Origin of the sequence: Paenibacillus validus NBRC 15382, from assembly GCF_004000985.1 — a bacterium.
Classification (GTDB): Bacteria; Bacillota; Bacilli; order Paenibacillales; family NBRC-103111; genus Paenibacillus_G; species Paenibacillus_G validus.
Genome location: NZ_BIMH01000048.1, coordinates 21638 through 34799, shown reverse-complemented (window position 1 = coordinate 34799; position 13162 = coordinate 21638). Strand labels below are relative to the sequence as shown.

At 53.1% G+C, this 13162-nt stretch carries 17 protein-coding genes and 1 tRNA gene; 12 read left to right on the top strand and 6 right to left on the bottom strand.

The annotated features are described in order from the left end of the window. On the top strand, positions 1-849 hold an 849-nt coding region (locus PVA01S_RS26805; protein ID WP_425262464.1), incomplete at its 5' end, for an ATP-binding protein. Positions 850-1022: 173 nt separating this feature from the next. Here the strand turns inward: PVA01S_RS26805 and PVA01S_RS22150 are convergent. Together PVA01S_RS22150 and PVA01S_RS22145 are read right to left on the bottom strand one after the other, a co-directional pair. Next, complete coding sequence (locus PVA01S_RS22150) at positions 1023-2048, bottom strand: EamA family transporter (protein ID WP_127609610.1); 1026 nt, start codon at positions 2046-2048, stop codon at positions 1023-1025. Positions 2049-2097: 49 nt separating this feature from the next. Next, entirely contained in the window at positions 2098-2862 is a 765-nt protein-coding gene (locus tag PVA01S_RS22145) for an SDR family NAD(P)-dependent oxidoreductase (RefSeq protein WP_127609608.1), read from the bottom strand. 92 nt (positions 2863-2954) lie between these two features. Between PVA01S_RS22145 and PVA01S_RS22140 the strand changes: the two genes are divergently transcribed. After that, positions 2955-3221, top strand: a complete 267-nt coding sequence (locus PVA01S_RS22140; RefSeq protein ID WP_054798490.1) for a hypothetical protein — start codon at positions 2955-2957, stop codon at positions 3219-3221. 25 nt (positions 3222-3246) lie between these two features. Further along, a complete protein-coding gene (locus tag PVA01S_RS22135) occupies positions 3247-3753 on the top strand; it encodes a hypothetical protein (RefSeq protein ID WP_127609606.1) in 507 nt (168 codons plus the stop codon). On the opposite strand, the gene PVA01S_RS22130 is transcribed toward PVA01S_RS22135, so the two are convergent. Continuing rightward, a complete protein-coding gene (locus tag PVA01S_RS22130) occupies positions 3676-4725 on the bottom strand; it encodes a YkvI family membrane protein (RefSeq protein WP_127609604.1) in 1050 nt (349 codons plus the stop codon). The genes PVA01S_RS22135 and PVA01S_RS22130 overlap by 78 nt on opposite strands. Before the next feature lie 174 nt (positions 4726-4899). Here PVA01S_RS22130 and PVA01S_RS22125 point away from each other — a divergent pair, with 174 nt between their 5' ends. Then, positions 4900-5520 (top strand): DedA family protein, encoded by a 621-nt coding sequence (locus PVA01S_RS22125; protein WP_054798493.1) that lies wholly within the window; start codon positions 4900-4902, stop codon positions 5518-5520. Positions 5521-5578: 58 nt separating this feature from the next. On the opposite strand, the gene PVA01S_RS22120 is transcribed toward PVA01S_RS22125, so the two are convergent. Beyond that, positions 5579-6292: a DUF4309 domain-containing protein gene (locus tag PVA01S_RS22120; protein WP_127609602.1), complete on the bottom strand. Its 714-nt coding sequence runs from the start codon at positions 6290-6292 to the stop codon at positions 5579-5581. Positions 6293-6602: 310 nt separating this feature from the next. Between PVA01S_RS22120 and PVA01S_RS22115 the strand changes: the two genes are divergently transcribed. From PVA01S_RS22115 to PVA01S_RS22100, 4 genes are all read left to right on the top strand, one after another. Then, a complete protein-coding gene (locus PVA01S_RS22115; RefSeq protein ID WP_127609600.1) occupies positions 6603-7172 on the top strand; it encodes a xanthine phosphoribosyltransferase in 570 nt (189 codons plus the stop codon). 134 nt (positions 7173-7306) lie between these two features. After that, the gene (locus PVA01S_RS22110; RefSeq protein WP_127609598.1) at positions 7307-7630 is read left to right on the top strand and encodes a hypothetical protein; all 324 of its coding nucleotides are present in this window, start codon (positions 7307-7309) and stop codon (positions 7628-7630) included. 177 nt (positions 7631-7807) lie between these two features. Continuing rightward, entirely contained in the window at positions 7808-8044 is a 237-nt protein-coding gene (locus PVA01S_RS22105; RefSeq protein WP_054798495.1) for a hypothetical protein, read from the top strand. 181 nt (positions 8045-8225) lie between these two features. Continuing rightward, complete coding sequence (locus PVA01S_RS22100) at positions 8226-8435, top strand: hypothetical protein (RefSeq protein WP_127609596.1); 210 nt, start codon at positions 8226-8228, stop codon at positions 8433-8435. An 18-nt stretch (positions 8436-8453) separates the two neighbouring features. On the opposite strand, the gene PVA01S_RS22095 is transcribed toward PVA01S_RS22100, so the two are convergent. Next, a complete protein-coding gene (locus tag PVA01S_RS22095; protein WP_127609594.1) occupies positions 8454-8678 on the bottom strand; it encodes a hypothetical protein in 225 nt (74 codons plus the stop codon). 350 nt (positions 8679-9028) lie between these two features. Between PVA01S_RS22095 and PVA01S_RS22090 the strand changes: the two genes are divergently transcribed. The 3 genes from PVA01S_RS22090 to PVA01S_RS22080 all read left to right on the top strand — a co-directional run bounded on the left by PVA01S_RS22090 (position 9029) and on the right by PVA01S_RS22080 (position 11807). Then, positions 9029-9112, top strand: a tRNA-Leu gene (locus PVA01S_RS22090). A 210-nt stretch (positions 9113-9322) separates the two neighbouring features. Continuing rightward, entirely contained in the window at positions 9323-9694 is a 372-nt protein-coding gene (locus PVA01S_RS22085; RefSeq protein ID WP_127609592.1) for an ArsR/SmtB family transcription factor, read from the top strand. Next, a complete protein-coding gene (locus PVA01S_RS22080) occupies positions 9684-11807 on the top strand; it encodes a heavy metal translocating P-type ATPase (protein WP_127609590.1) in 2124 nt (707 codons plus the stop codon). The genes PVA01S_RS22085 and PVA01S_RS22080 overlap by 11 nt, the downstream gene beginning before the upstream one ends. Positions 11808-12098: 291 nt before the next feature. Here the strand turns inward: PVA01S_RS22080 and PVA01S_RS27360 are convergent, their stop codons facing one another. After that, the gene (locus PVA01S_RS27360; protein WP_230876321.1) at positions 12099-12248 is read right to left on the bottom strand and encodes a hypothetical protein; all 150 of its coding nucleotides are present in this window, start codon (positions 12246-12248) and stop codon (positions 12099-12101) included. Between the two features lie 332 nt (positions 12249-12580). Between PVA01S_RS27360 and PVA01S_RS22070 the strand changes: the two genes are divergently transcribed. Then, entirely contained in the window at positions 12581-13066 is a 486-nt protein-coding gene (locus PVA01S_RS22070; protein WP_054798603.1) for a GNAT family N-acetyltransferase, read from the top strand. Positions 13067-13162 lie beyond the last annotated feature (96 nt).

Genomic DNA, 13162 nt, shown 5'->3' with positions numbered 1-13162 from the left:
AGGGAGCGCCGCCGCGAGCTGTACCGCGCCGCCGGCGCCGATAGCGGCGAAGCGCTGCGCCGGCTGGTGCGTCAGGCGCTGCGCCGCCGTGAGCTGCTGGGCGAGCGGCGGCAGGAGGCGACCGCGCTGCGCACGCTGCTCGGCGAGGCGTGGGAGCCGGCGCTGGAGCCGCTGCGGAACCGCAGCGAGCACGAGCTCGAGGCGGAGGCGGCCGCGCTCGGGGAAGCGATCGGCGACCTCCGCCGTCGCCTGGAGGAAACGCGCGAAGCGCGGAGCCGCGCACGCTTCGAGCAGGAGCGGCTGGCCGACGGCCGCGCGCATGCGGACCTGCTTCAGCTTGCGGAGGAGCGCCGCGCCGAACTGGCGCAGCTGACCAAGCGCTGGGCGGTCCATGCGCTGTGCAGCCAATTGATCGTGCAGACGAAACGTTTGTTCGAGCACGACAAACAGCCCTTCGTGATGCAAAGGGCTTCGCAGGATTTTGCTTTTATAACCGAAGGCCGGTTTGAACGCATGCTTGCTCCGATCGGTGAGCAGCGTGTCATAGCCCAGCGGCAGGACGGACAGCTCGTCGAGACGTCGCGCCTCAGCCGGGGGACGGCCGAGCAAATGTACGTGTGCATTCGCTTCGCGCTCGCCGACGAATATGCGGCGAATGGCGTACGCATGCCGCTCGTTATGGACGATTTGTTCGTCAATTTCGACGACGACCGGCTCGCGCGAAGCTTGGACCTGCTGCAGCGCGTCTCGGAACGGGGGCAGCTTCTGCTGTTCACGTGCCATCGGCATGTGGTTGACGCTTATACCGCGCGCTTTACGGCCGATTCGGTCGTCCGACTAAACCGATAACGCAAGCTGTAAGGCGATCCTATAGAAATAGCGGAACGATGATGAACGATTGCGGCTAGCCGTCCGTGACGGGGAGGCAGCAAGGAAGATCAAAGTTCCGCTACGGTTCGTTGGCTCGGTTAGAAGCTTCTGAATGGATTCGGTTTGAAGCTCTGAATGAGTTCGGTTTGAAGCTAGGAAAGAAGTTTAAGGAGCACAATCCCCGTTAACCCGATCATCAAACCGGCCGATTCGAGCCGGGTGAATTTTTCCTTCAGCACAAAGCGCGCGTACAGCATGACCAGCACGACATTGGCGGCCATCACGGCCGACACGAGCCCGGTCGTCCCGAGCTTGAAGGCAGGCATGGCGAGCATCATGCCGCTGGCGTTCGTGATGCCGACAGTCATGCCCCAGAGCAGCGTCCGGCGCCAAGTCCACGGCTTGGCCGCAGCCGGGCCGGATCCGCTTGAAGCGGCGGACCCATCGGTCCGGTTGACCGGCTCGCCGCCGTCCTTCGCGTCCGTAGACGCATTCCCGTGCGCATCCGCCGCTCCGCGTCCGCTCGCGCCAGCGCTTGCTGCCGCTGTCTCGTTCCGCGCCTGCCGGACCATATCCGCTGCCTGTAACGCTTGGCCCCGCTGCCGCAGCCAGATGAAGCAGAACAGAATGCCGCCGGTGGCATACATGACGACCAGGGTCGGGAAGGTCGCAGCGCCCAGCAGCGTCGCCTGCTTGGTGAAAAAATCCGTCAAGCCGAAGAAGAGCATCGTCAGCACACCCCATTGCGCGCCCTGCAGGTTGCGCAGCGACAGGTCATTCGAGTAACGGACCATCAGGAGGCCCGACATAATAACGACAAAGGCCAGGAGCTGCCATACACTCAGGCGTTCTCCCCAGACGGCGAACGCCAACAGCGCGACGACAACCGGCGGAAGGCCGGTAAACATGGCCATGAGCGACATTTTGCCGACGGCAAACCCTTTATACATGGCCGCGTTCGAGATGAACGAGAACAGCCCCATTAACGCTCCCAGCCCTACGGCCGGGGTCCAGGGCGCCCGCAGCGCAAGCGCCGCTGCGAGCGTAATCCATGTGCCCGATAAATACACTCCGAACAACATCAGGTTGCGGTCGAGCGGACGCTTGGACGTCCATTGATATAAAATGCCTCTTAAACCGAAGCAGGCGGCCGCAGCCGCCGCTAGTACAAACCACATGATGCTCCAATCTCCTCCGAAATTGTCTCTGCTCGGGAACCTTGAGTCCCTACTCTTCCTCGTAGATCATCTTTACGGTCATGCCGCCGTCGATCACGAGGTTTTGCCCGGTAATGAAGCCTGCGCTGTCGCCCGCCAAATACAAGCATGCAGCGGCGACGTCCTCGGGCTTGCCGACACGCCCGACCGGGTGCTGCAAGCGGTCCCGCTCGGAATGAACCGGCGTACGGCGCTCGGACGTCTTCTGCCAGTCGGCCGTTTCGATCCAGCCGGGGCTGATCGCGTTGACGCGAATGCCGTAAGGGCCCAAGCTGACCGCCATCGCGTGAGTGAGCGCGAGCAAGCCGCCCTTGGAAGCGGCGTAAGCCTCGGTGTTCGGCTCGGACATCAAGCCGCGCGTCGAAGCCATATGGATGATCGCGCCCGAGCCCTGGCGTTTCATCAGCTTTGCGGCAAGCTGCGAGCAGGCGAAAGCGCCGCGCAAATTAACGCCGAGCACCTCGTCGAACGAGGCGAGCGGCAGCTCCAGCATAGGCGCGTTCCGTGCAATGCCCGCATTGTTGATCAGTACGTCGATATGGCCCAGCTCCGACTCTATCCATGAAAACCATCGCTCGACATCGCTTTCTTTACCCACGTCGACCTGCATGAAGTAGCCTTCATGTCCTCGCTCGCGCAGCTCCTGAATCGCTTCCGCGCCGGCCTCCGGGTCGACATCGGCGATGCACACTTCATAACCCTTGTCTGCGAACGCCAGCGAGATCGCTTTCCCGATACCTTGCGCACCCCCGGTTATTGCGGCTTTTTTCGACATGATCATTCCCTCCAGTTCGCATACCATTGCATTTTTCCCAACATATCGACTACTATTACAATAGCACAAATGAACCGGAGGTGCTTCCTCATATGGAGACGGAGAACCGAACCCCGCGTGAAATGACCTATCAGGTCGGCTGGAAGCGCGGAAAAATCAAGCATTCGCCGGAATGCGGAACGTCGGACGCGCCGCTCGTCCCCGGTCCCCCCCTTCAGCGCTGGAACCAGGCCGTCTTATGGCGCAAAGCCCGTGTACCGGGCGGCAGCGGGCTGCTGCTTGGCGGTTTGTTCGCGCTGCCGGCCGCTTTGTTTGCTTTATTTGTATGGGCGGTTTATGAGCTTGCCCGATATTCATAAATGATCCGCATAGGGGGTGGAACGCATGATGACGTTACTTGCCGTAATCGGCGGCGTGCTAGGGCTTGCCGCGACCGGTTCGGCGTTTCTTTTCATTTGGATGATTTACAGCAAGCCGGCCGACAAGTCGGGGGCCGGCCTTGACCCTCAGCCCGAGGCTGCTGTTCAAGCCGAAGGGGCGCTATCCCCGGAGGCGGTTGGAGACGCGAAGCCTCGTACCGCTGCTTCGCTGTTCAGACAGGCGGCGCCGCAGCTGCTGCAATGGACGTTTTTCGATTATGTGCTGCTTGCGCTGTTCCTGATCGGCAGCTTGTTTCTATTCACGGATTTGGTTGCCGTGCTGCGCGATTCGGCATCATACCCGCCGTATCATTACGGCTATTTGCTGTGCGGCTTCGTCTTTACGTTCGCCGCCGCCTTGATGATGCTGCTTCGGCTGGCGCTCGTCCTGGCGCTAGCTCGGGGGGCGCAGCGGCTCGCTGGGGCGGATCATCATCAGCACGAGCCAAACCATGCTGAGCATGCCAAATAACGGATAAAGCGACGAGATCAGCGTTTTGAAGCCGATTTGGCTAATGGCATAGCTGAAGACAAGCACGCCGGGCAGCACAATTTGGTAGGACCAGCGGAAGCGCTGCTCGATCTGCAGACAAAGGCCGTATACATCGGCTAATAAGGTCGTGAATATTTCTCCGTAAATGACGAACAAAAACAGCCACTGAAGGAGTCCTCCTACACGTTGAATAAGTTGTCCCATCGGAATGTCGAACTGCAGAATGCCCGGCATTTGCGAAGACAATGCGAAATGCGCCGCCATCAGCATGAACCCGATCGTCACGCCTCCGAGCACGCCGCCCCAAATGAGCGCCTGACGATCCTTTACTTTCACCCCGAGCGGAACGAGCACCGCCTGAGACATGGTCAAGTTAAAGGCCGCGTACAGAAACGGCGCCATCCAGATGCGCAGCGTCGAATAATCCGATTCGAGCCGCAGCCAGTTGGCGGCACCGGGGGTATCCAGGGCATTCCATACGACCAGGATGCTGAATACGGCCATCAGGGGCACGACAACGGAATTGACCGCCATAATGGCGTCCATTCCCCGGACCAGCAGCACGTAGGCGGCGGTCAGCGTGAAGATGAGTCCGAACTGATAAGGCAGGTCGAGCTGCTCCGAGAATACGGAGCCCGCGCCGGCCAGCATGACCGTACTGACTCCCAATAACGACACCATCGTCAACAAGCTGACGGCGTTGCCGATCCGTTTGCCGAAGAGCACACGATTCAAATCTTCGTACGATTTGGCGTTCATCGCGCCGGCCATCAGCATCAGCTTGATGCCGAGCCATGTGAACAGCAGGGTGGCAATCCCGATCGTGATCGTTGCCATCCAACCGTATCGGGTGAAAAACTGTAAGATTTCTTGGCCGGAGGCGAATCCGGCACCGACGACGGTGCCGATATAGGTGAAGCTGACCTGCAAGATGCTTCCCCATTTTTTCATAGGGTACGCATAACCTCCTTAGGTAAGGCTTGTTTACTATAACTTATGAAAACAGATGGGTCCTGATGACTGAATTGTCTATTGGGAATTGGACAAGTTTCTGATACAATATTTAATGGCTTGACTCCTTTGAAAAAGGATCGCCGCCGAAATTCGACGCTGGAGCGTGTCATCTTGGAGCATCTGCTGCAATTAATTGAACAATACGGGTATATCGCTCTGTACGGGTTATTGGCGTTGGGGATTGTTGGAATTCCGGTTCCGGACGAAATCCTCATGACGACTGTGGGGACGCTTACAATTGGCAGTGACCCGCTGCTATCGTTCGGACCGTCGCTTATCGTAAGCTTCGGCGGAGCCATGACGGGCATGCTTGTCAGTTATGCGCTCGGCAAGAAAGTCGGCAAGCCGTTTCTGTACCGCTACGGCAAATGGGTGAAGCTTACGCCGGAACGATTGGCGGTCGCCGAGCGTTGGTTTTCCAGGTATGGGCTGTGGGCGGTCGCCTTCGGTTATTACATACCGGGCATTCGGCATTTCACTTGTTATTTATCCGGGGTCAGCAACGTGAACATTTGGCGGTATTTGCTGTTCGCCGGTTCCGGAGCGCTCGTCTGGTGCACATCGTTTCTTACGCTGGGGCATGTGATTGGAAGGAACGCGCCCCGGTTGCTGCATGCGACGCACCATTATATGGGGGTTACGGCGGCTGTTGTTGTCGTCATCGCGCTCTCCGGTTATTTCGTTTACCGGAGATACCGCAAGCGTTCGCCGGTCAGCTCCAAAGCTAAATGAAAAAGCCTTCGACCCGGTAATCCCGGTCTCGAAGGCTTTTTTGGGCCTTGCCGCTGCTTTATTCGGCAAACAGTTTGATAGAATTGATCTTTTGCGTCTTCGGATCGATATCGAGCTTCAAGGTCGCGCCGCTCGCTTTATACGTCATGACATAGTTGGAGCTGGCCGTCGGTTTGCCGAGCGCTTTGCCGATGTCGGCCGCCGGATCGCCAAGCTTCAGCCCGTTCAAGCCTGGATCAACATCGCTGCTGCGGACGTCGATGAAATGCAATTCCTGCTTGGCGTTAAAGCCGATCAGGAAATCGCCGTAATCGTACACCGTCATCGGGTCCGAGTCTTCATCCATCACGAATTCGTTTTTCGGCTTGCCGAATTTGTTCACAATGGCCGAAGCGTTCGTTTTGAGCGTCAAACCGAGCAGCGTCGGTTTCGCTTGCGTATAGGGGCGTTCAATTTCAATTTTCGGCTTCGTGCCGGCGGCGCCGTTATTCCCGCTGCCGGGGTTTGCCGAAGGTTGTTCCGTCTTGTCTTCCGCGCTGGCCAAAGATACTTTCTCATTGGATGGCAGCGGCGTTGCCGGGGCGGGGACGGCGTTATCCGGTGTGCCTGACTCGGCTTCCGGCGCGGGCGCAGGGGAAACCGGCGGCTGTTCCTGCACGGACGGCTGCTTCTGGGATTCGACCGCGACCGGTTTGGACTGACATCCGGCTGCCAAGGCAGCCAAACATATAACAACGGACAAGAACCCGATGAAGGCTTTCTTTCGTTTCATCATGAACTCCCTTTCCGTGTAACGTATCGGTTGATAACCTTACTAATCATACTCTTTCGCGCCTCCGTTAACAAAGACGAAATTCGTTCAAATAAACGCTAAAAATTTTGAAAACGAACAATTATCATTTTCATATGGATATTCTCGTGCTAAGGAACGTTATTTCTTCCTCTTATTACTCATTTAGACGAATTAAGAAGCAGAAAGTTGCAAGAAATTTTCATTTGCTCATCAAGTGGCACTTGAAACCTGCTTTGCCGTTATGATAAGTTTACGAAAAAAGATTGTATATTCGAAGGACGTGGAGCGCATGGAGTTATTGAAGCAAAAAATTCGGGAGGTCGGCATCGTCCTCTCCGATGAAGTCATTAAGCTGGACGCGATCTTGAATCATGCGGTGGATCCGGTGCTGACAACGGCGATGGGCAAGGAGTTCGCCCGATTGTTCCGGGAAGAGCAAGTATCGAAAGTACTGACGATCGAGTCCTCGGGTATTCCGATCGCCTTCGCGGCTGCGCAGGAGCTGAACGTGCCCTTGGTCTTCGCACGCCGCAAGAAGACGTTGAACACCGATACGGAAACGTACTGCGAACGGGTGCCTTCTTTTACGAAAGGCTTTGTCACGGACATTATGGTTTCCAAAGAATTTTTGAACGAGAACGACCGTGTGCTGCTGATCGACGACTTCATCGCTAACGGCGATGCGGCGCGCGGACTCATTCGCATCATTCGCCGGTCGGGCGCGACGCTTGTCGGCGTCGGTATCGCGGTTGAGAAATCGTTCCAGGCGGGGGGCCGGACGATTCGCGAATCCGGCGTCCGGGTCGATTCGCTCGTCCGCATTTCCTCGCTCGCAGACGGGAAGATCGAGTTCGAATAACAACATTTGCATCGCCTGTTTCGAACTAAAAGCCTTCCATCCCGGTAGTTTTTCCTTTATAATGAGGGTAAGCGACCATGAGTAACGCGAATGGCAGTTGTATCTGACTGACTACTTGGGGAGGTGCTACTTGCATGGGGAAAGAAATTCCGAATGATTTTTTCGAGACCAAATTGAATGAGGCGAAGGTGCATTTCGAACGTGCCCTTGATTGTAAACATACGGATTTTGATGATCTGTATCCCTATATGATAGAGCATCCTCAATTTTTTTGGTACAAACGTTACGTAGCTTGGTCTGAACTGTTGACGGTCGTTAAGCTTTGCAAGGAGCTCAATATGGCTTGGGAAGAGCAATTCACCGAGCAGCAAGTCGATTATATTAACAAGCGTGTGATGTCGAGTAAAGTGCTTGATTATTGGTTCGAAACGAACGATTCTCGGGAGCATGTCGGCTAAAGTAGGACATTCGCTAATATAGAACCTGTATGCCGCTTCTTGGAGCGCAGACAGGTTCTTTCTTTTTACAAGGGCAATCGATTCTTACTTTTATTGTATCCCCCGATTGGTGTATATTTATTATGTTTCGAACCATTCAATTATACGGACTATGCAGATACGGAAGGAGGGGTTGCTTTGATTTCCGATGAGCAGTTGGACCGCTACCGCATCGAAGGAACGTTGCTGAGGATCGTTAGAGATGCCGACCCAGCCAACGATGTGAGAGGCTTCGTCGTAGCCTGGGACGATTCGACCGTCATGATTCGAAAGCGCACCCGGCGCGTCGTCAAGCTGGATCGGGCGTATCATTACGAGCCTTACAGCGAACCGAGAACGAAGCTGTTCGGAGACGAGGAAGAAGAGACGCGATGACCTGGTTCGCAGGAAGCTGCGAGGCGGGCACGTTATGCGTATCGCACGAACCGTCCTCATGGGAGGACGCAGCCTAAACCCGGATCGCAGCGGTTGCGCGATTCGTTCGTATGAGCGTCTTCTTTTCCGGGTAACTTAGGGGAAATGAGCAAAGCTCATGCGGAAAGGGGGCGGCGATAGCATGGAACGGAATGCGTCTCTCATTCAATTGGATAACAACTATGTACTGCGCGTGCAGAAGAAGGAGCAAGGGGTACAGGGGGAAGTGGTGCTGGTGGACCGTTCGAACCCGCATCGGGGAACGCATGTATTCAATACTCCGGAGCAAGGGGACGTGCAGGAGCTGGTGGCTTGGTCGCACAAGGCGCTGCAGGCTTACCGGGAAGGATAATTCTCCCTGAAGCGAGCGTCAGGAACGGAAAGCGGAAGCCAGCAGCAGCAGCCCTAACGCCGCCAGAAGACCTATAGCGGCAAACAGCAGACTGCCGATCATGATCAACACGCCCGGGAAAATAAGCGTAATCGCCAGGACTGTACCGAGACCCCAGAGCAACGCTTGCAGCGTCCACTTCAAGACGGTCCACAGCAGAACCGCCAGCAAGACCCCGCCCGCCAGTTGCAGCAGTATGAGCATGGAGATCCCTCCTTTGAAGCCATTATATGGACGTACACGAAAAAGATGCCTTCTATCGGCGGACGAGTCATGATTTCCGAATAAAGCGAATACATCTAGTACCTACAGGATCTAAGGAAACGAACGGTAGGGAGGGGCTGTACGATGAAACAAGGCTCGGCAATCCGCGGAATCGTATTCGGCATCTTGTTTACACTTCCGATATGGGCGTTCATTTTCTGGCTGGTTCGAAAACTTTGGGTTTCTTGAATGGGTGTGGACGGCATCGAAAAAATATAGATAAACCTGTTGACTTCTATGTGTGAAGATGATATTATACTTCTTGTCCCCAAGGGGACAAGAATGATTGAGCGTTCGTGGCGGAATTGGCAGACGCGCTAGATTCAGGTTCTAGTGGGGTAACAGCCGTGGAGGTTCGAGTCCTCTCGAGCGCATTAAGCAAAGCAAGGCCCTTAACCGATGGTTGGGGGTCTTGTTTTTTTTGCGTTCACTAAAGTGGAAGTGCGGAAAACAGCGTGTGATTTAGTCTCATCTAATTCGCACGCTGTTTTTAATTTCATTTAAATAAACGTTTGACTGAATATAAAATCGGGATTATCATAACACTATACTCAAACTATTGTTTGATTGATGGAGGTGCTTACATGACTGAAAATGATACATGTGAACGGTATTGTTTTGATGAAGCAACGGTGCAAAGGGTACAAAACTCTCTGCAGAAGCAAGATATTTCGGGCATGGCGAACATGTTTAAGGTGCTCGCCGATGAAACGAGAATGAAAGTAGCATTTGCTCTGTGCCAGGAAGATGAGCTGTGCGTTTGTGATGTTGCAAATATCATCGGATCCTCGCTTGCAACGGCATCGCATCATCTGCGAACGTTAAAAAAATTGAACCTGGTCAAATACCGGAAAGAAGGAAAGCTCGCGTTTTACTCTCTGGAAGATGAACATGTGCGGCAGCTCATCAAGCTTGCCTCGACGCATAATCAGGAGTTGATGCCAGTTGGACAATAATACGCAAACTCATGCAGAAGCTAAAAACGTGTATCGCGTTCAAGGGTTTACATGCACAAACTGTGCCGGTATTTTTGAAAAGAACGTAAAAAATCTCCCTGGAGTTCAGGATGCACAAGTCAATTTCGGAGCATCCAAAATAACCGTTGTTGGTAACACGACAGTAGCGGAATTAGAGAAGGCAGGGGCATTTGAAAGCCTGAAAGTGACACCTGAAAAAGAGCATGTCGTCGAAAAGAAAGGGCCGTTTTGGAAAGAAAACTGGAACGTGATTGTCTCTGCTCTGCTGCTTGCTGCCGGTTACATTCTGGGAGAAGATCATTCGCTTTCGTTTATTTTCTATACGACATCGATTGTCATTGGTGGCTATGAATTATTTATTAAGGGTGTCCAAAATCTCGTCCGGTTTCAGTTTGATATGAACGTGTTAATGACCATTGCGATTTTAGGTGCTGCAGCCATTGGACAGTGGAGCGAAGGGGCGACTGTAGTCATTCTTTTCGCCATCAGCGAAGTATTAGAGCGGTATTCGATGGAGAAAGCTCGTCAATCGATTCGCTCTTTGATGGACATTGCACCAAAGGAAGCATTCATTCGTCGCGGCAGCACCGAGCTGATGGTAAACGTGGATGATATCCAGGTTGGAGATATCCTGATTGTAAAACCTGGGCAAAAGCTTGCCATGGACGGGATTGTCATTAAGGGCTCGTCTAGCGTCAATCAAGCAGCCATCACCGGCGAATCGATTCCGGTTACCAAGACCATCGATGATGAAGTGTTTGCAGGGACGCTTAATGAAGAAGGATTACTGGAAGTAAAAGTAACCAAAACCGTTGAAGATACTACGATTTCGAAAATCATTCACCTGGTGGAAGAGGCACAAGCCGAGCGAGCTCCTTCACAAGCGTTCGTGGACCGGTTCGCGAAATACTACACGCCAGCAATAATGATGGTGGCGCTTGTGATCGCAGTTGTTCCGCCGCTGCTTGGCGGCAGCTGGGGCGAATGGATTTATAGAGCGTTAGCACTTCTTGTTGTTGGCTGCCCGTGTGCTCTTGTTATCTCCACTCCAGTATCGATTGTAACGGCAATCGGTAATGCGGCAAAACGCGGCGTGCTTATCAAAGGTGGTATTCACCTGGAGGAAGCAGGACGGATCTCCGCTGTTGCCTTTGATAAAACAGGAACGCTGACAATAGGCGTGCCGCAAGTAACGGAATTTATCACCTTTGGTGAACATGAACATGAAATGTTAAAAATTTCAGCCATCCTTGAAAAAGGCTCGCAGCATCCTCTAGCTTCCGCGATTTTAAGAAAAGCAGAAGCGGCACAAGTTGACTTTAAAGCCGATGCGGAAGAATTCAGCTCCATTACCGGTAAAGGGGTAAAAGGAAGGATCAATGGACAGCGTTATTACATGGGCAGTCCAAAGCTTTTCGCTGAACTGCACACATCAATGGAAACAGAAGCAAAACGCCAAATCGAAGAGCTGCAAAACCAAGGGAAAACGGTCATGGTCCTTGGAACAGAAGCAAAAATCCTGGCACTTATCGCGGTTGCCGATGAAGTACGGGAATCAAGCAAAAACGTCATTCAAAAGCTGCATGAGCTTGGCATCAAGAAAACCATCATGCTCACCGGCGATAACAAAGCAACCGCTGATGCTGTCGGCAAGCGTTTGGGCATTGCCGAAGTCAAAGCGGAACTCTTGCCGCAAGATAAATTAGAGTATATTAAAACGCTTCGTTCGCAGTACGTTAATGTCGCTATGGTTGGCGATGGGGTAAACGATGCTCCTGCTCTTGCAGCGTCTACTGTCGGTATTGCGATGGGTGGAGCCGGAACCGATACAGCCCTTGAAACAGCGGATATTGCCTTAATGGGCGATGATTTAAGCAAGCTTCCGTACACCATGAGTCTAAGCAGAAAAACGCTCGCGATCATCAAGCAGAACATAGCGTTCTCACTGTTAATTAAAGTGGTGGCACTGCTATTAATCGTTCCGGGATGGCTTACGCTATGGATGGCGATTTTCGCCGATATGGGGGCAACCTTAATTGTTACACTCAATAGTTTACGATTGTTACAAGTCAAAGATGGTGAACAAAGCTAAGCTAACGGGACACGATGGCGCAATAAAAACAGCGGCAGTCTGGGACTTTGTTTTCGCGTCCTAGTCCGCCGCTGCGCATGCTTAAACGGATCGTACGCTTCATTGTTTTTAAGGCATGAGTATAAGGCTTGGGCTATCCCATATAGGCCATGATCCTAGCATCAATCTTATGATCCACATTAGACTCAGGGGTTAACTGATACGAATATATATTCGCACTTTCTCTAAAGTAATAAATGTTGCTCGTTGAACTATCGTTCTCCGTTAGTGCAACCTCCGTGCGATTAGTGTTTATTTATTTGACCATATAGCAGCATACTTCTTACGATATTTGATATCTTCTTCAGATTCTATCCATTGCAAAGCTGTTTGCTTAATTTCTTCATCTTTTAATTCGTCGTACATTTTCTTTAAGCCTACAATGATATCGTACCGAATCAATGTATAATTCTTCTCATCGGAGCATTTTCGAAAGCGATCAACCAAATGAGTTATCACCATCTTTTTTTGTTCCGGGCCAGATTTGGATGGATTGCTTCACATCATCATCTCCCTTCACGAACTGGTACACATTATATCACATTCTATTTTGAGCTAATTCTGCCCGTTCGTTCAATAAAAAAGCACATACGCGATCGCATGTAGTTCTTTATATAGATCCTTAAATTGATCAAAGCAATACTAATCTTGCATCAGTGTGCGCTTGCCTGCTATTTTTGTTACGATAGAAGTTGAAGGAAGAGATTCTACGGCAGAGCGAGGTTGGGAAATTCATGCGCATACGGCAAGCCCATCTAAGGGATGTACCGCAAATCCTTGATATCTATAATGAAGCGATCGCGAACACCGTGGCCACGTTCGATACGGTGCCGCGCACGCTGGAGCAGCAGGAGCAATGGTTCGAGCAGCACGGGGACGCATTCCCGGTGCTGGTGGCGGAGCTGGACGGTATCGTGGCGGGCTGGAGCTCGCTGAACCGGTATTCGGACCGGCTGGCTTATGCGCGAACGAGCGAGCTGTCTTTATACATCCGGGACGGGTACCGCGGGCAAGGGATCGGCAAAGCGCTGCTGGAAGCGGTTCTCGCCCAAGGCAAGCAGGCGGGACTGCATACCGTGCTCTCCCGCATCGAGGAAGGCAACGCGTCGAGCCTGCATCTCCACCGGTTGTTCGGCTTCGACACGGTGGGGACGATGCGCGAGGTCGGTGTGAAATTCGGACGGCTGCTGAATGTCGTGCTGATGCAGAAGATGCTGTGAATGTTTGTTCGGCCAGAGCCTTGGAACGGTTGGGAAAGTAGCGGTGAAAGCGGCTTGACTCGATTTTCACGGGTCGATATAATGGAAAGTATGTGA